The organism is Okibacterium endophyticum (genome assembly GCF_054780075.1).
This window is the reverse complement of record NZ_BAAGXA010000005.1, coordinates 714,801-732,539: the sequence shown is the minus strand read 5'-3', so window position 1 is coordinate 732,539 and position 17,739 is coordinate 714,801. Positions and strand designations below refer to the sequence as shown.

Genomic DNA, 17,739 nt, shown 5'->3' with positions numbered 1-17,739 from the left:
TGACGCGCCCTCAGCGGTCGAGCTCGAGCCGCCGCCACGAGAGAACGGTCATAAGCCCGAACAGCAGCGGCACAACCGAGACGAGAGCCAGCTGGCCGGATGAGACGCTGCTCGGATCCATGGCCCAAAGAGCGGGGGCGGCGAACGGAAACCAGGCGCCCGTTCCCAGAACGACCATCACCTGCGCGCAGACGACGACGCAGACCGTGATCGCGATGCCGGGCAGAAGCCCGCGCCAGATCGTGGAACTCCACGCGGCGGGAACCGCTATGAGCGCGGTGAGCAGGCTCAGTACGAGCTGCCGCAGCAGGCCATCGGCGGCATCGGCGTCGAGCGGGCCGAGCCCGATGATCAGGCCGACCAGCCAGACCGCACCCGCCAATGCCGCGGAGGCCACGCATGCCCAGACGACGTAGACGACCAGTTTGGCGACGGAGATCGTGGCGCGACTCACCGGCAGTGCGAACAGCGCGGTGATCGTTCCCTCCGAGAACTCGCGGCCGAACATCCAGCTCAGCACAACGCCGAAGGCGAGCACACCTCCGGCTGAGATCACCTGGGCCGAGATGCCGAGCAACAGCGGCCATCCGGTTATACCGCCGAATGCGCCGAGCTGGGCGATCACCTGCTCGTTGCCGGCCGCAGATGCGAGCGTCATCGATGCGCCGAGAACAGCGACGCCGACCACAAGGAGCACCGTCGTTACCCCTGTCACGCGGGACGCTGTGGTTTTCACGGCTTCGACGACAACCGCCGCCCAGACGAGAGCCGACCAGGTCCCTCTCCTGCCGTGCGATGCGATCTCGTTCATGCTGCGCTCTCGTCGTCGGCGTGCACGGTCTCGTCGGCGTGCACGGTGGCGAAGAACGCGCGCTCGATGTCGACGCCGTGCGGGTCGAGAGAACCGATGACGCGCCCGGCGTTGAGAACCGTGATGCGATGCGCGATGCGAGCGACCTCGTCGAGATGGTGACTCGACACGAGAACGCCCGCACCGGCATCCGCGCGCCTCAGCAGAAGTTCGCGCAGCAGGATGACACCGGCCGGGTCAAGCGCGTTCGTCGGCTCGTCGAGCACAACGAGCATCGGGTCATGCTGAAGAGCCGCCGCGATGCCGAGCCGCTGCCCGTTCCCCTGTGAGAGCCTCGTCGAGCGCACGCGTTCGTACGCCTCGAGCCCCAGCTGAGCCAGCCCGGCCCGAGCGGTGGCCTCGATACGGTGCCGCGGCACGCCGCTGAGCCTCGCCGCCAGACGCAGGTTCATCAGACTGGTGAGTTCCGGATAGGCGAATGGCGCTTCGACCAGGTGACCGACCCGTGCCCAGATCGAGGGTGAGGCGGTGAGGATGCTCGCTCCGTCGAGCTCGATGGTTCCGCGTTCGGTCCGCAGCATGCCGAGGAGCACACGCATCAGAGTCGTTTTGCCCGCACCGTTCAGTCCCACGATCGCGTGGATCTCGCCGGCCCGCACCGCGAGGTCGATGGACTCGATTCCGGCCCCGCCCGGGAATCGGCGCGTGATGCCGCGAACCTCGAGACGCGTCTCATTCACGGGCGCTGCCGCCCGTCATCGTGTCGAGGGCTGTCTCGATCGCCGTCGAGAGACGTTCACTGTCGCGTCGCGACCATTCGAAGAGCGCTGCGCTGAGCGCGGCGAGAGTCGCCGCGGCGGCTGCATGGGCCGCCATCGGATCGGCGCCGTCGTCGATGAGTTGCGCGGCGATGATCTCTTCTGTCGTCAGGTTGTTGCGAGAGACCGCGCCGCGCAGCATCCCTGACCGCGCGATCACGCGAACACGACGGCGCACGAGGTCCGTCGCGGGTTCGGGCAGGTCGGACCACGCCGCTCGGATTCCCTCGGCGACGCGGTGCAGAAGCGGCAACGCGCGCGGCTGGGCGCCGACCGCTGCACCGATGAGCGGGTCATAGGGGTCGTCGAGCACAACGTTCTCTTTCGCTGCGAAATGGCGGAAGAAGGTCATCTGCGTGACGCCCGCCCGCTCGGCGATCTGGGCGATTGTCGTCTGCTCGAAGCCCTGCGCGTCGAAGAGCTCGAGAGCGCATTCGGTCAGATGCGCGCGGGTGCGTTCGCTCTTGGAGCGTGTGGCGGACATCCTCGAATGTTAGTCACTAACATTTGGTCTCGCAACCACAAACGAGCATTCATCCGTCGCTCGCGAGGGGGCCTCCTGGGGCTTTACTTTTCAGAGCGCTGAACGATCCTGCCGTGCCGGTGCTCGACCTCGCTCACCTAAAAAATGAAAGGAGAAGTGAACTGAGACCGGCACCGATATCGTGTGTTCGGCCGTCGCCAAAGCACGCTTCGCCGCATCATTCGGTGCGTTGGCGACGGCTGAAGCGACGAATCAGTGAGCGAGCAACTCGACGGGATGCGTCAATCGCCACCAGGCATCCGGCGCCTCGATCGAGCCCCGCAGAACGAGCGGCACAACGACAGACGATGCCCCGGCGGTGAAGGTCACCGTGCCCACCTCTGTTCCGGTCGAACCGGTCTCGACCGGTTTCGTCTCGACGCGCGACGTGATCGGGGTGTCGGACCACGTGAGAACGGATGCCGGCTCCCCGGTGACGACGGCTGCGTCATCACCCCACATGGTCGAGTACGCACCGACCTCCTGGCCATCGCCGATGAGCGCAACGGTGTTGAATCCGGCTCTGATGCTGTCGAGAAGGGCCGTGACCTGCCCGTCCACAACAGCATGGTTCGAGCCGCCGAGCACCGATCCGATCACGGTCAGCGGAGTGCCCAGACCGACGTCGAGCTGCGCAGAGAAGAGAAGGCACGCGCCGCCCTCGTCGAGGGTCCCCGTCTTTATTCCGTTGATCCCGTCCAGTCCGAGAAGGTGATTCGTGTTCGGCAACGCGGCGAACCCCGTCACGTCGAGCGCCGATGCCTGAACGATCTCGGCGACGACGGGGTTCGCCATCGCGAGTTTGCCGAGTGTGATCAGGTCGGTGGCGGTGCTGACATTGCCGGGGTCGATGCCTGTCGGCTCGACGAGGGTCGTTCCCGTCAACCCGTTCGCGGCAAGCCAGTCGGCAGCGGCGTTGCGAAAACTCCGCTGCGAACCGTATGCCCAGGTCGAGAGGGCCTCGGCGTAGTTCGAAGCAGAGACGATCAGCATCAGCTCGAGCGCGTCATGCTCAGACATGCTCGATCCCTCATCCATCGGCTGGATGGTGGCGTCCATTAGGTAGTACTTGTCGTACAGGTCGGAGTCCGCCTCATCGAAGACGATGGTGGGGCCGTCCTCCCCCACTGCGATCGGCTTGGCGTCGAGGATCACCAGTGCCGTGATCACCTTGCTGATACTCGCGAGCGGGCGCGGTTCGTCGCTGCCCGCTGCCGCCGTCATCTCTGCCGCGCCGGTCATCGTCGCGAAGTCGTCTCCGCCCATCACGCTGACCGCGCTCGCCTCGGCCTGAGGGAGCGCGAGCGCCGCAGAAGCAGGTACGGCTGCGTCGGGGATCGTGACGGTGACGGCGGCCGCGGACACCGGAGCCAGCAGCGTCACCGGAACATAGGTGCCGACAGCGGCGACCGCGACGATCGCCACCACTGATGCCGCGATTCTGCCCCGCCTGCGTCGACCGCGCGCGCCTGCCATGATCTCGGCCTCATCAACGTGGGCGCGATCGAGCATCTCAGAGAATTGATCGAGTCCGTCCCCGCTCATGCACGCACGACCCAGGTCCTGATCCGCAACGGTGTCGTGACCGATCCCCGGCTGTTAGAGCCGCTCGGCACCCAAACGGGCGCTCTGTCGTCGATACAGCGGGTCATCGTCCCATCATTGCTCCCTGGTCGCATCACGGTTACTCGGCTCTACCCGACCGGCGCAAGGTGACCGCACTGCCTCCTCGTCACCCAAGTCAACAGTGGCGAGACAGTGCCGTCAATCTCCAGAACAGCACCACAACGGCCGCACGCGTCTCACATCGCAGTCCAGGCGATGGGACGCTGCCGCCTCCCGCCCCAGCTCCCGGCCACTCGAACATATCGCAGGCATATCGAAAGGCGCATACGCGCTGGCAACACCGTGCACTCTTGACTGGGTGCATGACCCACGCCGAACCAGCACGAACAGCGGCCCGCGGCAGCCGGTCGCAGGCATCCGCGGCCTCCTCCGCCGTCCGCACGACCGGAATGACGATCTATGGATGCGACAAGGACGAGGCAGCCTTGTTCCAGGAGATGGCGCCTCGCTTCGGCGTCGTCCCAGAGATCACCGAGGAAGCGGTGTCCGAAGCCAATGTTCACCTGGCATCCGGAAACCGATGTATCAGCGTCGATCACAAGACTCGCATCACAAGGCCCACTCTTCTCGCACTGAGCCAGGCAGGCGTGACATACATCTCCACCAGAAGCGTCGGATGCAACCACATCGATGTCGACTACGCGAAGTGCGTCGGCATCTCCGTTGACAACGTCGCCTATTCACCCGACAGCGTGGCCGACTACACACTGATGCTGATGCTCATGGCCGTGCGCAACGCAAAATCCATCATCCACCGCGCGGAGAACCACGACTACAGGCTGAGTGGCGCCCGCGGAAAGGAACTCCGCGACCTCACCATCGGGGTGATCGGAACAGGACGCATCGGCACAGCCGTCATCGACCGGCTGCGAGGTTTCGGCTGCCGCACGGTAGCCCATGACAATCGCTCCAAGACCGCTGCCGATTACGTTCCTCTCGATGACCTGCTCGAACTCAGCGACATCGTCACCCTCCATACCCCGCTGAACGCGGACACACACCATCTCCTCGATCGACAAGGTATCGAGAAGATGAAACACGGCGCGTTCGTCGTCAACACCGGACGTGGTTCGCTTCTTGACACCGAAGCCCTCATTTCGGCATTGGAAAGCGGCAGATTGGGCGGAGCGGCGTTGGACGTGCTCGAAGGTGAGGAAGGGATCTTCTACACCGACCGCCGGAGCGAGCCCGTCGAAAGCACGGCGCTGCTGCGACTGCAGAGGCTGCCGAATGTGCTCATCAGTCCGCACACCGCCTATTACACCGACCACGCCCTGCGAGACGCCGTTCAGAACAGTCTCATCAACTGCGTGACCCGCGAAAGCGAGAAGCACCATGGATAGGGTGAAGGTCGGAATCGTCTTCGGGGGCTCCTCCGAGGAGCATCCTGTCTCTGTCAAGTCTGCGCGAGAGGTCGCACGACACCTCGACACCGCAAAATACGAACCGTTTTTTATCGGGATCACAACACACGGTGCATGGAAGCTGTGCGACTCTCCTGACGCAGATCTGGAGAACGGTGATTGCCGTCCGGCCATGCTGTCGCCGGACAGAAGCATCCACGGATTGCTCGTCCTGGAGAACGGACGATACGAAACGATCGGTCTTGACCTCGTGCTGCCTGTTCTGCACGGCACGCTGGGCGAGGACGGTGCGATGCAGGGCTTGTTGGAGCTCTCCGGCATCCCCTACGTCGGTTGCGATATTCAGAGTTCCGCCCTCTGCATGGACAAGTCCCTCGCCTACATCGTCGCGAGAAGCGCGGGAATCGCAACACCGAACTTCTGGACCGTCACCTCGGACGAGAGCCTCGATCCCGACGGGCTGACCTATCCCGTCTTCGTCAAGCCGGCACGCTCTGGGTCGTCTTTCGGCGTCAGCAAGGTGTCTCGCAAAGAAGAGCTTCTGAGTGCGGTGGAAACCGCGAGACAGTACGACTCGAAGGTGCTGATCGAAGAGGCTGTCGTCGGCAGCGAGGTCGGATGCGCCATCCTGGGGAACGATCCGGATCTGATCGCGGGCGAGGTGGACCGGATCTCTCTCACCCACGGCTTCTTCAGAATCCATCAGGAGAGCGAACCTGAAACCGGCTCGGAGAACTCGACGCCCGTCGTTCCCGCTGACATCTCGGCAGAATCCCGCTCGCTCGTCCAAGAGACCGCAAAGGCCGTATATCGCGCTCTGGGATGCAGAGGGCTCTCGCGAGTGGACATGTTCCTCACGCAAGACGGAACGGTCGTCCTCAACGAGGTCAATACGTTTCCCGGCATGACCTCATACAGCCGCTACCCGAGAATGATGGCGGCCGCGGGGCTGCCGCTCGCCGATGTGCTCGACAGGGTCATGTCGCTGGCTGTGACGGGGAAAAGGCGATGAAGGGCCGTTCTCTTGTGGTGGACGACCCGGTCTTGGTGCACGATTTCGTCTATGTGGACGAGTTCGTCCCCGGAATCCGCTGGGATGCCAAATATGCCACCTGGGACAACTTCACCGGCAAACCCGTGGACGGATACCTGGCAAATCGAATTGTGGGCACGAGGGCGTTGTGCGCGGCCCTGGAGAGCGCACAAGAAAAGGCAGCGTCGCGTGGCTTCGGATTGCTTCTCTGGGATGGATATCGTCCGCAACGCGCTGTGGATGCTTTTATGCGGTGGGCAGAACAGCCGGAGGATGGCCGAACCAAGCTGCGACACTACCCGAACATCGACAGAGCGGAGATCTTCGAAAAGGGATATGTGGCCGCCAGATCCGGCCACAGCCGAGGCAGCACGGTCGACGTGACGCTCTATCACCTGGTCACGGGCGAACGGGCCCCCATGGGCGGTGACCATGATCTGATGGACCCGATCTCGCATCATGGAGCAGAAGGAATCACGCCGGTCGACGAGAGAAACCGCCACGATCTGTGCTCCATCATGGAGGACTCCGGCTTCGATCGATACGACCGCGAGTGGTGGCATTACACACTGCACGCCGAGCCCTACCCGGACACGTATTTCGACTTTCCCGTCAGGTAGAGCCGGCAGCACCCCCGATCGTCACCCGCCCGTGTGCGACGGGGCGGCCGGCAGGTTCACGGTGACGCAGAGTCCCCCTGCGGCACCGGGGGTCAGGGTGAGGGTTCCGTTGTGTGCGTTGACGATGCTTTTGACGATCGCCAGGCCGAGGCCGACACCCGCGTGGTGGGTGCGTACGCGTTCGGTCCCGCGCTGGAACGGCTCGGTGAGCGTCGCGACCAGCTGTGGACTGAGCTTGTCGCCGGTGTTCTCGACGATGAGCACAACGGACCCGGAACGAATGGCAGTGGTGACCCGCACGGTGCCGTGTTCGGAGAGGTTGTGGACGATGGCGTTGTGCAGGAGGTTCGTGGTCATCTGCAGCAAGAGGGCCTGTGAGCCCATGGTCGGGGCGATCTCTCCGGAGGTCTCGATGGCGACCCCATGCTTCTCCGCGAGAAAGAGGAGGGTCTCGGTGGCTTCTTCCGCGACCAGGGAGAGATCAACGTGTTCTCGGATGAAGGACCGCTGATCGGCCCGACTGAGCAGGAGCAAAGCCTCGGTGAGTTCGATCGCGCGGGCGTTGACGGCGTAGAGGCGGTCGTCGAGCTCGCCGCTGTTGCGTGCCGGATCGTTGCGGGCGACGTCGAGAAGGGTCTGCGTGATCGCCAGCGGAGTGCGAAGCTCGTGCGAGGCGTTGGCCGCGAACCTCCGCTGTTCGGCGAAGTGCGCTTCGAGCTGTGAGAGCATGCTGTCGAAGCTGTCGGCGAGCTCGCGGAACTCGTCCGCCCGTCCTTCCAGCTCGATCCGGTATGAGAGTGATCCGTTCGCAGCCTTGCGCGTGGCACCGGTGATCCGCGCCAGGGGGGCGAGCATCCGGCCGGCGAGGATCCATCCTCCGAGAAGACCGAATACCAGCAGGAACGCCAGCACCGCGGCCGCCGCCGGGACGAAGGCGCGCAGCAGGTCGGCTTGCAGGGTCCAGATCCCGCCGGGGGTATCGATCGACTCGGGTACGTAACGCAGCAGGAACACCCACACGGCCGCAAGCAGCAACGCAGACGCGAGCATAAGGAACCCGGCATAGCTGAGTGTGAATTTGAGGCGAACGCTCAGCCCGGGCGCTCTATCCACCCTCGCCTCCCGCGGTTCCGGCGTCTCGTCCGGTGTCGATCCGGTAGCCGACGCCCGGCACCGTGGCGATGAGCCAGGGCTCGCCGAGTCGTTTGCGCAGGGCGGAGACCGTGATGCGCACGGCGTTGGTGAACGGGTCGGCGTTCTCGTCCCACGCTCGCTCCAGGAGCTCTTCGGCGCTGATGACACCCCCTTCAGCGGCGACGAGGACGTCGAGCACGGCGAACTGTTTTCTGGTCAGCGCGACGTACCGGCCGTCCCGGTAGACCTCGCGGCGGAACGGATCCAGACGCAGGCCTGCGATCTCCCTCACCGGCGGCCTGTTGTGCGCACGTCTGCGGTCGAGGGCCCTGAGACGGAGCACGAGCTCTCGGAGTTCGAACGGCTTCGTGAGATAGTCGTCGGCGCCGAGTTCGAACCCGGAGGCCTTGTCGTCGAGCCGGTCTGCGGCGGTGAGCATCAGGATCGGCATGCCGCTGCCCGAGGCGACGATGCTCTCAGCGATCTCGTCACCGGAGGGCCCGGGGATGTCGCGGTCGAGGACGACGATGTCGTACGCGTTGATGCTCAACAGCTCCAGAGCCGTATCGCCGTCACCGGCGACATCGGCCGCTATCGCCTCCAAGCGCAGCCCATCGCGGATGGCCTCGGCCATGTAGGGCTCGTCCTCGACGACCAACACACGCATGCTCTCGATACTAGAAGGCGACGCATATCGTCGGCATATCGAACACTGCGCAGCGCACCCTCAGGCGTGGCGCTCACCGCAGCGCTTTCGCCGGTGGAGAGGCTGCTGCCGCGATACCTGAGGCTCTGCGGCCTGTCTACCTGCTCGTACAGATGGCGGCGATCCCTGCTGTCGGATGGACCTGGATCGGTCTGCTCGGCCGCGCCACGGACGCGCTGCGCGGCCCGGCACCCCCGGCAGCGGAGCTTCCTCCCCACATCCTGCGGACGCTCGAGCGGGCTGGCCTCGACAAGGAACGCTCACGCCGACCCACGATGGCGACATTCCGCCGCAAGCCGTGACCGCGGTAGCGCTCCTCAGCTCGACTCCGGTTGGAGTTTCCCGCCCCTCACACGGTTTCCGGCATCCGCCCTGCTGTCAGCAGGGCAACCAGCCGTGACGCCATCGCTTCCGGGTCCCAGGAATGCCACGCCCCGAGAAGCTCTTCATGGGATCCGCGTGGTGCTGCGTCTGCGATGCTCGCCGCCGCCTCAGCCATCCCCGGAAAGCTCTCTGTTCCGACCAGCGCAAGCACCGGCACGCTGAGGTCGCGTAGTGCTGACGGCAGGCCGTCGGATTCGACGTTCGCAAGAGCTGTTCCATCAGGAATCCAACTCAGAATCAGCTCAGGATAGGCCGGTGAAGCACGGAGCTCTTCGAGCCACTCAGGTGGCATGTCGACCATGTACTCGGTGATAGCCTGCTCGAGATCCCCTCGGTCGATGCTCGCCGCGACATCGGCCCACCACTCGGGCGCCCCCTTGTCGAACTGCCCGAAGGGAGCCTCCCAGAGCACGAGCCCGGCGAGGCGTTCGACTCGGCGCGCGGCACGGATGGCGATCGCGCACCCCGATGAGTGGCCAACGAGAACGACCGGGGCATTGAGCTCATCCGCTATGGCATCGATCGCGGCGAGTTCGCGGTCGAGAGCGATCGGACCGGAGCCCGAAGAATCGCCACGACCAATGCGATCGTGCACACTCGCCTGGAACCCCTGTTCCCCGATGCGACGGGCGGTCTCGGTGGTCACGGGGTCATCGGCGCGAATCGGTCCGGCTCCCGAGATGAAGAGCACGGCCGGGGCGCCCACCGGCCCATAACGATCGAAGACCACCGTGTCGCCGGCCTGCGTGACGAGCTCGGTCATGCGCTGGCCGCCGCGATACGCACCCGCACCCGGTCGCCGGCCTGTTTGCCGAGCGCCTTCCGCGTCGCCGCCTTCACCGGTCCGACGTGTCCGTTCTTGGTCGGCATCAGCGTGATCTCGACGGGTGTGTCGTCAACGGTTCCGACAACTCGCGTCGGCTGCCTTGTGCCGAAATAGGGTTCTGAACCGGGCACGTCGAAGACCGTCCACGACGCCGCCTCTGGGGCGACGCGTAGCTCCGCCTCGAACTCGAGTGGTGGTTTGGTGAACACCGTGATCTCCCTTTTTTAGACTGCCGAGTCTTACAACTTCGACAGTAGACCCATGAGTATGATTTAAGCAAGGAGGTCCTCACGTGCGACCCAGTTCGATTCAGAAACGCGATGCAATGCTCGCCGCCGCCGAACGGCAGTTCCTCGCCACCGGCTATGACTCGGTGACGATGGACTCCATTGCGAAGGAGTCCGGGGTAGCGAAACAGACGCTCTACAGCCATTTCGGCAGCAAGCGCGCCCTGTTCCTCGAGCTGGTCACAACAACAACTGCCGGCGCCGCTCATACCGTGCTCGCCGACCCTGCACCCATCGATCACGACACCGACCCACGCACCGTTCTGGGTGCTGTGCTTCGCAACCAGTTGAGCACGGTCCTGACCCCGTCCATTCTCGCCCTACGCCGGCTCGTGGTCACTGAGGCGGTCCGCTCTCCAGAGCTGGCGGCCGCGCTGTACGAGCACGGTCCCCGCCGGGCGATCAACGCGCTCGCGACGATCCTGCGCACCTTCGACAGTCTGGAAATGCTCCACGTGCCGGATGCCGACGCAGCCGCGACCCAATTGAACTGGCTCGTCATGGGTGAGCCGCTCAACCGAGCCATGATGTTGGGCGACGCCGCCTCGCAGCTCAGCGACACGGAGATCCAGCATCATGTCGACCGAGCGCTCGAGACCTTCCTCCGGGCCTTTGCCGTTCGACGATGACCGTCTCGGTCATCCGGCCACGAGCTGTGCGCGCTTCGCCGGCCAGCACAACAGCCACGCCGGCACCGCAGAGCACAAACCCGACGAGGGTCACAACGGTGAGCGGCTCGCCGAGCAGCACGGCGCCGGCCGCGGCGGTGGCGGGTGCGACAAGAAAGAGGAGGGCGTTGAGCACCGTGATGCCCACCCGACGCAACAACCACCAGTAGAGGCCGTATGCGGCCAACGTCGGGAACGCCGCCGCGAGCACCGCCGCGAGCCAGAACGACGATGACGCGGGCGGCACAAGTGCTCCCGTCATCGCCGCCATTGCGACGAGCGCCACCGCCGTCACTCCGACGTGGACGGCCAACGTCACGAGCACGCCCGGCGCGGTGTTCGAGCGACGCTGGACGAAAGTGCCAACGATCAGACACGCCATCGCAAGAACGGGCAGCAGATAGGCCGCCGGGAGAGCATCCGAGCCCTCCATCTGCGACTGGACGACGAGCAGGACGCCCAGTGCGCCGACGACCAGGCCGGCCCACTGGGTGCCCCGCACCCTGATGCCCAACAACGGGCCGACGAGCATCGCGACCACGAGCGGCTGGACGGCATCGATCAACGCCGTTGTGCCCGTTGCGACGCCTGCAGCGATCGCGGCGTAGACGGATGCGCAGTATCCGAACTGAGCGAACAGGCCGATGACGGCCTGCCGCCGCAGGTCTGCGCGGGTGAGGGCCCGGGCGGCGCCCGTGACGACGACCACGACGATCAGCACACCGGCCAGGGGCACGAATCGCCACACGAGCAGGGTCAATGGCGAGACCTCGACGGTGGCGATCGCAGCGATGACGAATCCGGAGCTCCATGTCGCCACGAAGGCCGCTGCGGCCGTCACCGTCACCCCGACCCGAAGTACACTGATCTGTTTACTCATGACAGCGACTATACAGGTTGGTATAGTTAACGCATGACCACACCCCTCCCCGAACTCGCTCCCCTGACTCCCGGTGCGAGTCGCGTCCTCGACGCAGCCTCCAGGCTGTTCTACGAACGCGGCATCCATGCAGTCGGCGTCGACACCATAGCCGAAGCGGCCGGTGTCACGAAGAAGACGCTGTACGACCGGTTCGGCTCGAAAGAAGCGCTGGTTGTGTCGTACCTGCAGCACAGGGACGCGAGGTGGCGCGACCATGTCGCCGAACACCTGGTTCGCGTGCCCGAGCCGGGTGTCGAGCGAGTGTTGGCGATCTTCGACGCGGCCATCTCGTGGTCCGACGAGAACAGCCCCAAGGGGTGCAGCGCGATCAACGCTCGGGCCGAGATCGGCGACGGACACGACGGTCACCCCGTGTTCCCCGAGGTCTCGCGCCAGAAGTCATGGCTGCTCCACACGTTCGGCGAGCTGTGCCGCGAGGCGGGAGTGCACAACGCTCAGGCGATGGCCCAGAGGATGATGCTGCTCTATGAGGGCGCGATCGTCACTGTCGGCATGGAGACATTCGCCCAGCCGTTCGAGATTGCCCGTGACGTGGCTCGTCTGCTGCTTGAGCAGCAGCGCCCGCAGGATGCGGCTCGCCGCCCCGGGACCGTCATCGGCGTCCAGCCGACGCCGGAGCCGTGAGGCAGATGCTTCCGTCTGCGGCGATCGGAGCCGTCGACAGCGCGCTCGATGCTCCCCGCCAGCACTCCCCGACAGACATAATGGTGATGATGAACCGGTTGATCACGTTCCCACCGATGACCACGTTCTCACCGATGACAGAGAGTGACCATGGCGACCTTCGCACTCATCCACGGAGGCGGTTCGACCTCATGGGACTGGCACCTCGTAAATCCCCACCTCGAAAACGCAGGCCACGAAGTAGTCGCGGTTGACCTGCCCATTGAAAATGCGAACGCCGGACTCGACGACTATGTCCGAACCGTAGCTGACGCGATAGGTGACAGGAACCACGTCATCGTCGTCGGTCACTCACTGGGAGGCTTCACGGCTTCTCTCGCCTGTCTGCAGCTTCGGGCAGACGGGCTCGTCTATCTCGCCGGCATGATCCCGTCTCCCGGCGAGAGCTTTGTGGAGTGGTGGACCAACACCGGTCACGATCGCGAGCCGATCGACGATGACCCGGCCGTCTCGTTCTTCAACGGCGTCTCCGAGCCGCTGGCCGACGAGGCGCGGCGCAGAGAACGCGACCAGCAGGGCAACTGGATGTCGAGTCCCTGGCCCGCCGACCACCACCCGCCGATCCCCACACTGGCCATCGTGTGCACCGACGACCAGTTCTTTCCCGCGCCCTTTATGAGAAGACAGATCTCTGAGCGCCTGGGGATCGCGCCAGTCGAGATTCCGGGCGGCCACTACGCGACGCTGACGCATCCCGCAGCCGTCGCGGCTGCGCTGAACGACTTTGCACAAAAGATCGCGTCGGGGTGAACGGATGATTCACGAGCGTCCGACCAGACGCATACGTCGATCGAGAGTGCTCGCAACCCTTCGATCACCCGGGCGATCTCGCCCGTCAGGGGCGTACTCGTCGCGGAAGTGCCTGCCGTTTCGGCACACGCCAGGAAGAAGCTCGCAGCACCAGGCGGGCCAAGGAGCACCCGCCCGCGTCGCCATTAGACTTGGACGATCGATAAGGTTCAGCTCATCTGGTGAGCACGGGCCCGAGAGCCAGGATCGGTGCGGGCGGCAATGACTGATTCGATCCAGCTGAGAACGCACGCAGCAGTTGCCCGCCTAGGCGTGCAGAGGCTTGTTTCGGGTCAGGCAGGCGCGCGACAAGGGCAGCATTGGCAATGAGGGCAAGCGTTATGTCGCTGGGCACGACGTCCAACCGCATCTTGCCCGCCTCCTGACAGCGTCGGATCAACTCGGCTATCGCCTTTTCGCTGCGATCAAGCTCGGGATGCTCGGCTTTGCTCGGGTTACGGACGAAGAATGCTTCGGTGAAGCCACGGTCGCTAACCTGGATGGCGAAGATGGACTCGATGAAAATGCACATCCCGTGCCAGGGGTCCCTGTCCTTCAGCGCCATGTGGAGCGCGGCGGTGCACTCGGCCAGCTGTTCTGCAAAGGTTTCATTGACGAGCGCGTCACGTGTTGGAAAGCGCCGGTAGAGGGTGGCGGTGCTGACCTGTGCACGTCGAGCGATGGTGGTCAGCGGCGCATCGATCCCATCGTCAGTCAGAGTTGAACGGGCGGCGCGAAGGATTCTTCCACGGTTAGATCTCGCGTCCGAACGCAGCGCAGCTTCAACGTTGGCAGGAGCGGATTCGTCGGCAAGCACCGTTCCACTGTACGGCTGACGATAACTCACGACCAATGGAGAACGAGGATTCTGGCTGAATTGAGAGCTTTCGACGCTCATGACTCTCACGTGCCGAGCAGGTGGAATGCTCCCAGGCAAGGCAGGGTTGGTCGATGTGTAATCAGTGTTCCTCAGACCCAGAAAGAAGCAACTTTGTCTCACATGCGTGCCGCCCTTTACGACCACTATGGTTCACCGGACGTCCTCTACGATGGGTTAGTAGAAGTTCCATCGATTCGCCCCGGGCAATTATTGATCAAAGTCCATGCCGCGACAGTAAACGGTGGCGAATTGATCTTGAGGTCCGGGGCGTTGCCGTCGTGGTTCATGAAAGGTCCCTTTCCTCGACAGCTGGGCTTGGATTTTGTGGGTGAGATAGCGGAAATCGGGAGCGCAGGCACCGGCTTCGAGGTGGGAGAAGCGGTGTGGGGCGCACTCGATGAGAAGCCGGACGAAACAGGCCAAGCACTCCGCAGCCTCGCCCAATACCTTGTGGTGGAGCCCGGGCAAATTTCATATGCACCACGCGACCTCTCGCCGGTCGAGGCAGCTACTTTGCCGCTCGGAGGAATGACTGCTCTCATTGCACTTCGACGAGTGGCGGGATTGGCGCCCGGTGAAAGACTGCTCGTGCGGGGCGCCGCCGGTGGCGTAGGTAGTGCGGTCGTACAGGTGGGAAAGGCCTTTGGAGCGCATGTCACCGCGTTGGCGGGCTCAAGCACCCTAGATTTCGTTCGCGAGATCGGTGCGGACGAAGTCTATGATTACCGCGTCACCGGGCCCGAGAACCTGGGCCGCTTCGATGTAATCGTCGATACCGTAGGCACCGAGCTTCGTCGTTACCGTCGGCTTCTTGCCCCGAAGGGGAGAATGGTGGCAGCGAGGTTCGATACAAACCACATCGTCACGAGTCTGGCTACGATCGTCGGCTCGTCTATCCATGGAAAGCGCCGCATCCGGTTCTTCCGTGGAAAGCCTGCACACGAACTATTCGCAGAACTCACCCAGATGGCCGACGCCGGCACCTTGCGGCCCACGGTCGATTCGGTGTTCCCGCTCTCCGAGACCGCGAATGCCCATCATCGCCTCGAGGGGGCGGCGTCCGCGGCAAGGTCGTCATCACTATCGACTGACGGCGCCCGGATGCACATCGGGCTGGATAACGAGCCGAATCGTGCACAGTGAGAGCAGTCGGCCGCGGACACTAATGCTATTCGACCCGGAGGCGCTGCAGTAGGCGGCAACGTCTCCGAGTCACCGATTAGCGAGTCAGCACCTACCTCGACGGTGCACGCACCGCCAGCGACGACGATCGCACAGCAGGGAGACAGCACAAACTCCTGCCCGCAATGAAACGGACAGGAGTTTGAACATCAAGCGCTGGGTGGATCTGAGGGGACTCGAACCCCTGACCCCCTGCATGCCATGCAGGTGCGCTACCAGCTGCGCCACAGACCCGTACCCTCCGCTCAGCGGAGGCAACTCGAAAAGTCTACAACACTCAGAGAGCGGAGAAAAACCAGGCAGACTCAGGCGTCATCCGCGTGTGCGGCTGCAAGAGCCTCACTCACAGGCACAACCGGGCAGTCCTTCCAGAGGCGCTCGAGCTGATAGTACATGCGGTCTTCTTCATGGAAGACGTGCACAACGAGGTCACCGAAATCGAGCAGAACCCAACGCCCCTCTGAACGACCTTCACGACGAAGCGTCCGTTGCCCCGATTCGTTCACACGGTCTTCCACTTCGCCCGCGATCGCGAGCACGTTCCGTTCGCTGTTGCCCGTGACGATCAGAAACACGTCGACGAGCGGGAGCGGTCCAGAGACATCGAGTGCAACGAGATCCTCGCCGCCCTTCTGCACTGCAGCCGCAGCCGCGATGCCGAGGACGTCTTTCGTCGACTCAGAAGCTGTCACAGAGAAGAACCTTTCGATAGGTATCGCACATCGCTTGTCATCACGATGCCCCGAACGCGCCTGCCGCGAACCCGATGATCACCACGGCAAGCACAGCAACGGCCAGCACACCCGCGGTGATCGCGAGGACCATAAGCATCCTGTTGCTCTTCGCGGGTGCGGGCGGGTTGATGACGTCGCGAGTCGAGGTGTGGGTGCTCACCGCTTTGCTCGCGGACACCGGTGTGCCTGCTGTGGATGGCGGCTGGTCTTCGTCGGACTCGAACATCGCGTCGATGTCGGACTTGTCGAAATGCTGCGGATGCTGCCCCGTCGATCCGAGTCCAGGCGGCAGATCAACTGATCCGGTGATGATCACGTCTCCGCCCGACGTGATCGGCCCGGTCAGGGGTCCCGTCGACGGCAGTGTGGGCAGGATCAGCGAATTCGACGAGGTCGCCGCCGACTCGATGCCGCGGGCGATGATCTGATCGAACGGGGCCTCATGCAGGTCTGTCGGAGACTTCTGCTCGTGCTTGACACCTGTGCCGAACGCCGTGGACAGCTTCGGCTTCGCCTCGGGCGCCTCGGCATCGCCTCGAGCTGCGTCCCTCTCGGACCGCGCTTTCGTCGCAGCCTGCGCCTCGGCTTCATCTGCGGCCTGCGCGGCGAGGGCGATGACGTGATCGTCTTGCTCACCGGCGCGAAAGGTCACCGGTTCACGTGTGCGTCCGGCTTGCTCACCCTCTGCCTTCGTCGATGCAGGTGCAGTCTCTTTGGGCACAGACGTTTCGGGCACAGACGTTGCCTGTTTCTCTGGCGCCGGTGCTGACGGCACGGATGGTGCTGACGCCGGCGTCACAACATCGACGGCAGCTGTCCGCTGCAGTCGTGCCTGCCTGCGGGTCAGGGGCGCCCGCGGTCCGGCGCCGCCGGCTCGCTCATCGTGTGGTGTCGGCTCGTGTGCCTGTGCCTCTGGGGACTCTGTGTGTGGCGGCTGCGCTGTGTGGGTCTCATGCGCCCTGTCGGCGTGGACGGTGCTCTCATCGACCGGGGCGGCGTCGGGAATCTCGCCACCGGCGACCGTGGGCGCAGAGACACGGCGTGAGGCAGACGACGTGGCCTGTCGTTGCTGCTGTTCTCGCAGCTGACGACGAGACAGTGGCTTCTCGTCGGGCGGGGTCATGGGTTACTCCGATACAGGTGGTGCTTGGTGATGTACTGAACGACACCGTCGGGAACCAAGTACCATACCGGATCTCCCCGGCTTACGCGGCTCCGACAGTCTGTCGAGGATATCGCCAAGGCCGGAACTTCTAACAAGCTTACGTCTCCCTCGGGCAAACCAGAAACGTTGAGGGCATGCCCCGGCCTGCTGACGGCGACAAAATGAGCCAATTCCCAGAGTTCTCTCACGTCTTTCCACGAGAGGATCTGCTCGACGGCGTCCGCGCCGGTGATGAAAAAGAGCTCCGCGTCCGGCCGGGCGCGACGCAGATCACGAAGCGTGTCGATCGTGTAGGTCGTGCCGTCACGGTCGATGTCCACACGACTCGTTGTGAATCTCGGGTTCGACGCCGTCGCGATCACCGTCATCAGGTAACGGTGCTCGCTGTCGGTGACCGTGGTCTTGTGCCAGGGGATCCCGGTCGGAACGAAGATGACCTCATCGAGATCGAATGATTGCGCGACTTCGCTCGCAGCCACGAGGTGGCCGTGGTGAATGGGGTCGAAGGTGCCGCCCATCACCCCGACCCGAGGCCGGCGTATGCCGTCTGCCATGCCCGAGG

21 protein-coding genes and 1 tRNA gene are annotated in these 17,739 nt (G+C 64.2%); 8 read left to right on the top strand and 14 right to left on the bottom strand.

Going from position 1 to position 17,739, the window contains the following annotated elements; all coding sequences use genetic code 11:
* Positions 1–10: 10 nt before the first annotated feature.
* From ACYVF5_RS07755 to ACYVF5_RS07740, 4 genes are all read right to left on the bottom strand, one after another.
* Entirely contained in the window at positions 11–811 is an 801-nt protein-coding gene (locus tag ACYVF5_RS07755) for an ABC transporter permease (RefSeq protein WP_460944972.1), read from the bottom strand.
* Positions 808–1,551 carry an ABC transporter ATP-binding protein gene (locus ACYVF5_RS07750; protein ID WP_460944970.1) on the bottom strand — a complete coding sequence of 248 codons (744 nt, stop codon included), beginning with the start codon at positions 1,549–1,551 and terminating at the stop codon, positions 808–810. The genes ACYVF5_RS07755 and ACYVF5_RS07750 overlap by 4 nt, the downstream gene beginning before the upstream one ends.
* Complete coding sequence (locus tag ACYVF5_RS07745) at positions 1,544–2,113, bottom strand: TetR/AcrR family transcriptional regulator (protein WP_460944968.1); 570 nt, start codon at positions 2,111–2,113, stop codon at positions 1,544–1,546. Before ACYVF5_RS07745 ends, ACYVF5_RS07750 begins: the two co-directional genes overlap by 8 nt.
* Before the next feature lie 252 nt (positions 2,114–2,365).
* Positions 2,366–3,697 carry a D-alanyl-D-alanine carboxypeptidase family protein gene (locus ACYVF5_RS07740; protein WP_460944966.1) on the bottom strand — a complete coding sequence of 444 codons (1,332 nt, stop codon included), beginning with the start codon at positions 3,695–3,697 and terminating at the stop codon, positions 2,366–2,368.
* Between the two features lie 470 nt (positions 3,698–4,167).
* On the opposite strand from ACYVF5_RS07740, the gene ACYVF5_RS07735 reads away from it, so the two are divergent.
* From ACYVF5_RS07735 to vanX, 3 genes are read left to right on the top strand one after another with little or no spacing between them, the layout of a single operon-like run.
* Positions 4,168–5,121 carry a D-isomer specific 2-hydroxyacid dehydrogenase family protein gene (locus tag ACYVF5_RS07735; protein ID WP_460945319.1) on the top strand — a complete coding sequence of 318 codons (954 nt, stop codon included), beginning with the start codon at positions 4,168–4,170 and terminating at the stop codon, positions 5,119–5,121.
* The gene (gene vanA-Sc, locus ACYVF5_RS07730; RefSeq protein WP_460944964.1) at positions 5,114–6,154 is read left to right on the top strand and encodes a D-alanine--(R)-lactate ligase VanA-Sc; all 1,041 of its coding nucleotides are present in this window, start codon (positions 5,114–5,116) and stop codon (positions 6,152–6,154) included. Before ACYVF5_RS07735 ends, vanA-Sc begins: the two co-directional genes overlap by 8 nt.
* Positions 6,155–6,186: 32 nt before the next feature.
* Positions 6,187–6,795 (top strand): D-Ala-D-Ala dipeptidase VanX, encoded by a 609-nt coding sequence (vanX, locus tag ACYVF5_RS07725; protein ID WP_460945317.1) that lies wholly within the window; start codon positions 6,187–6,189, stop codon positions 6,793–6,795.
* 21 nt (positions 6,796–6,816) lie between these two features.
* Here vanX and ACYVF5_RS07720 read toward each other — a convergent pair whose 3' ends face one another.
* On the bottom strand, positions 6,817–7,890 hold the full coding sequence (locus ACYVF5_RS07720; protein ID WP_460945315.1) for a sensor histidine kinase: 1,074 nt from the start codon (positions 7,888–7,890) through the stop codon (positions 6,817–6,819).
* Between the two features lie 10 nt (positions 7,891–7,900).
* Positions 7,901–8,596 carry a response regulator transcription factor gene (locus tag ACYVF5_RS07715; protein ID WP_460944963.1) on the bottom strand — a complete coding sequence of 232 codons (696 nt, stop codon included), beginning with the start codon at positions 8,594–8,596 and terminating at the stop codon, positions 7,901–7,903.
* Between the two features lie 152 nt (positions 8,597–8,748).
* On the opposite strand from ACYVF5_RS07715, the gene ACYVF5_RS07710 reads away from it, so the two are divergent.
* Positions 8,749–8,937 carry a hypothetical protein gene (locus ACYVF5_RS07710; RefSeq protein ID WP_460944961.1) on the top strand — a complete coding sequence of 63 codons (189 nt, stop codon included), beginning with the start codon at positions 8,749–8,751 and terminating at the stop codon, positions 8,935–8,937.
* Positions 8,938–8,984: 47 nt separating this feature from the next.
* Here ACYVF5_RS07710 and ACYVF5_RS07705 read toward each other — a convergent pair whose 3' ends face one another.
* Positions 8,985–9,782, bottom strand: a complete 798-nt coding sequence (locus tag ACYVF5_RS07705) for an alpha/beta fold hydrolase (RefSeq protein WP_460944959.1) — start codon at positions 9,780–9,782, stop codon at positions 8,985–8,987.
* Positions 9,779–10,054, bottom strand: coding sequence for a DUF1905 domain-containing protein (locus ACYVF5_RS07700; RefSeq protein ID WP_460944957.1), 276 nt, complete (start codon positions 10,052–10,054; stop codon positions 9,779–9,781). Before ACYVF5_RS07700 ends, ACYVF5_RS07705 begins: the two co-directional genes overlap by 4 nt.
* Positions 10,055–10,137: 83 nt before the next feature.
* Between ACYVF5_RS07700 and ACYVF5_RS07695 the strand changes: the two genes are divergently transcribed.
* Entirely contained in the window at positions 10,138–10,761 is a 624-nt protein-coding gene (locus ACYVF5_RS07695; protein ID WP_460944955.1) for a TetR/AcrR family transcriptional regulator, read from the top strand.
* Here the strand turns inward: ACYVF5_RS07695 and ACYVF5_RS07690 are convergent.
* Entirely contained in the window at positions 10,685–11,680 is a 996-nt protein-coding gene (locus tag ACYVF5_RS07690) for a DMT family transporter (RefSeq protein ID WP_460944953.1), read from the bottom strand. The genes ACYVF5_RS07695 and ACYVF5_RS07690 overlap by 77 nt on opposite strands.
* A gap of 33 nt (positions 11,681–11,713) precedes the next feature.
* Between ACYVF5_RS07690 and ACYVF5_RS07685 the strand changes: the two genes are divergently transcribed.
* The gene (locus ACYVF5_RS07685; RefSeq protein WP_460944951.1) at positions 11,714–12,367 is read left to right on the top strand and encodes a TetR/AcrR family transcriptional regulator; all 654 of its coding nucleotides are present in this window, start codon (positions 11,714–11,716) and stop codon (positions 12,365–12,367) included.
* A 150-nt stretch (positions 12,368–12,517) separates the two neighbouring features.
* Entirely contained in the window at positions 12,518–13,177 is a 660-nt protein-coding gene (locus tag ACYVF5_RS07680; RefSeq protein WP_460944949.1) for an alpha/beta fold hydrolase, read from the top strand.
* Positions 13,178–13,391: 214 nt separating this feature from the next.
* Here ACYVF5_RS07680 and ACYVF5_RS07675 read toward each other — a convergent pair whose 3' ends face one another.
* The gene (locus tag ACYVF5_RS07675) at positions 13,392–14,033 is read right to left on the bottom strand and encodes a TetR/AcrR family transcriptional regulator (RefSeq protein ID WP_460944947.1); all 642 of its coding nucleotides are present in this window, start codon (positions 14,031–14,033) and stop codon (positions 13,392–13,394) included.
* A gap of 183 nt (positions 14,034–14,216) precedes the next feature.
* Between ACYVF5_RS07675 and ACYVF5_RS07670 the strand changes: the two genes are divergently transcribed.
* Positions 14,217–15,239 (top strand): NAD(P)-dependent alcohol dehydrogenase, encoded by a 1,023-nt coding sequence (locus tag ACYVF5_RS07670; RefSeq protein ID WP_460945313.1) that lies wholly within the window; start codon positions 14,217–14,219, stop codon positions 15,237–15,239.
* 200 nt (positions 15,240–15,439) lie between these two features.
* Here the strand turns inward: ACYVF5_RS07670 and ACYVF5_RS07665 are convergent.
* The 4 genes from ACYVF5_RS07665 to nadD all read right to left on the bottom strand — a co-directional run bounded on the left by ACYVF5_RS07665 (position 15,440) and on the right by nadD (position 17,731).
* Positions 15,440–15,512 (bottom strand) — tRNA-Ala (locus ACYVF5_RS07665).
* 71 nt (positions 15,513–15,583) lie between these two features.
* Positions 15,584–15,970, bottom strand: coding sequence for a ribosome silencing factor (rsfS, locus tag ACYVF5_RS07660; protein ID WP_460944945.1), 387 nt, complete (start codon positions 15,968–15,970; stop codon positions 15,584–15,586).
* A gap of 40 nt (positions 15,971–16,010) precedes the next feature.
* On the bottom strand, positions 16,011–17,135 hold the full coding sequence (locus tag ACYVF5_RS07655) for a hypothetical protein (protein ID WP_460944943.1): 1,125 nt from the start codon (positions 17,133–17,135) through the stop codon (positions 16,011–16,013).
* Positions 17,132–17,731 carry a nicotinate-nucleotide adenylyltransferase gene (gene nadD, locus ACYVF5_RS07650; protein ID WP_460944941.1) on the bottom strand — a complete coding sequence of 200 codons (600 nt, stop codon included), beginning with the start codon at positions 17,729–17,731 and terminating at the stop codon, positions 17,132–17,134. The genes ACYVF5_RS07655 and nadD overlap by 4 nt, the downstream gene beginning before the upstream one ends.
* Positions 17,732–17,739 lie beyond the last annotated feature (8 nt).

What these genes read in the sequence shown, in the direction of transcription:
- ACYVF5_RS07755 (WP_460944972.1), bottom strand. Translation starts at nt 811, where the DNA reads ATGAACGAGATCGCATCGCACGGCAGGAGAGGGACCTGGTCGGCTCTC.
- ACYVF5_RS07745 (WP_460944968.1), bottom strand. Translation starts at nt 2,113, where the DNA reads ATGTCCGCCACACGCTCCAAGAGCGAACGCACCCGCGCGCATCTGACC.
- ACYVF5_RS07740 (WP_460944966.1), bottom strand. Translation starts at nt 3,697, where the DNA reads ATGAGCGGGGACGGACTCGATCAATTCTCTGAGATGCTCGATCGCGCC.
- ACYVF5_RS07735 (WP_460945319.1), top strand. Translation starts at nt 4,168, where the DNA reads ATGACGATCTATGGATGCGACAAGGACGAGGCAGCCTTGTTCCAGGAG.
- vanA-Sc (WP_460944964.1), top strand. Translation starts at nt 5,114, where the DNA reads ATGGATAGGGTGAAGGTCGGAATCGTCTTCGGGGGCTCCTCCGAGGAG.
- ACYVF5_RS07715 (WP_460944963.1), bottom strand. Translation starts at nt 8,596, where the DNA reads ATGCGTGTGTTGGTCGTCGAGGACGAGCCCTACATGGCCGAGGCCATC.
- ACYVF5_RS07710 (WP_460944961.1), top strand. Translation starts at nt 8,749, where the DNA reads ATGGCGGCGATCCCTGCTGTCGGATGGACCTGGATCGGTCTGCTCGGC.
- ACYVF5_RS07705 (WP_460944959.1), bottom strand. Translation starts at nt 9,782, where the DNA reads ATGACCGAGCTCGTCACGCAGGCCGGCGACACGGTGGTCTTCGATCGT.
- ACYVF5_RS07690 (WP_460944953.1), bottom strand. Translation starts at nt 11,680, where the DNA reads ATGAGTAAACAGATCAGTGTACTTCGGGTCGGGGTGACGGTGACGGCC.
- ACYVF5_RS07685 (WP_460944951.1), top strand. Translation starts at nt 11,714, where the DNA reads ATGACCACACCCCTCCCCGAACTCGCTCCCCTGACTCCCGGTGCGAGT.
- ACYVF5_RS07680 (WP_460944949.1), top strand. Translation starts at nt 12,518, where the DNA reads ATGGCGACCTTCGCACTCATCCACGGAGGCGGTTCGACCTCATGGGAC.
- ACYVF5_RS07670 (WP_460945313.1), top strand. Translation starts at nt 14,217, where the DNA reads ATGCGTGCCGCCCTTTACGACCACTATGGTTCACCGGACGTCCTCTAC.
- ACYVF5_RS07655 (WP_460944943.1), bottom strand. Translation starts at nt 17,135, where the DNA reads ATGACCCCGCCCGACGAGAAGCCACTGTCTCGTCGTCAGCTGCGAGAA.
- nadD (WP_460944941.1), bottom strand. Translation starts at nt 17,731, where the DNA reads ATGGCAGACGGCATACGCCGGCCTCGGGTCGGGGTGATGGGCGGCACC.